The organism is Parapedobacter sp. ISTM3 (genome assembly GCF_016533505.1).
Lineage (GTDB): Bacteria > Bacteroidota > Bacteroidia > Sphingobacteriales > Sphingobacteriaceae > Parapedobacter > Parapedobacter luteus.
This window is the reverse complement of sequence record NZ_JAENGN010000075.1, coordinates 1-458: the sequence shown is the minus strand read 5'-3', so window position 1 is coordinate 458 and position 458 is coordinate 1. Positions and strand designations below refer to the sequence as shown.

1 protein-coding gene is annotated in these 458 nt (G+C 68.6%); it reads right to left on the bottom strand.

Annotation, left to right across the window (positions count from 1 at the left end):
• Positions 1-458: DUF11 domain-containing protein (locus JHJ32_RS22690; protein ID WP_200123030.1), on the bottom strand; the 458-nt coding region annotated here is incomplete at both ends.

The following is a 458-nucleotide window of genomic DNA, read 5'->3' as shown; positions in this document are numbered from 1 at the left end:
TTCCCCGGGTCGCCGTCATCGTCGCTGTCCGTGCCGGCAGGGTCCGTCAGCTCATCCCCGTCGCGGTCCGTGCCCGTGTCCGAGTCGCCCGTCACCCGGTCGGCCGGATCAGCAGGGTCCCCGCCCGGGATGATACCCGTCGCAACGGCCTGGTTACTCACCTCGCCCGCGTCGACATCCCCCTGCGTTATCGTGTAGGTCGCAGTCGCAGTCGCCGACTGGCCCGGCAGCAGTACGCCCGCTGTCCCAGGCCAGGTGTACGTCAGTGACGACAGCCCCGCAAGGCCGTCCGTCACCGCCACGCCGCTCAGCGTCACGTTGCCCGTGTTGGTGGCCTCGAATGTATAGGTAATCACGTCGCCCGCATCAATCCGGCCGTCGCCACCGTCGGCAACCGTGAAGGATTTAACCAGCGCTATCGACGGAGCCGCAGGAAGGCCCGCCACCGTCGGGTCGCC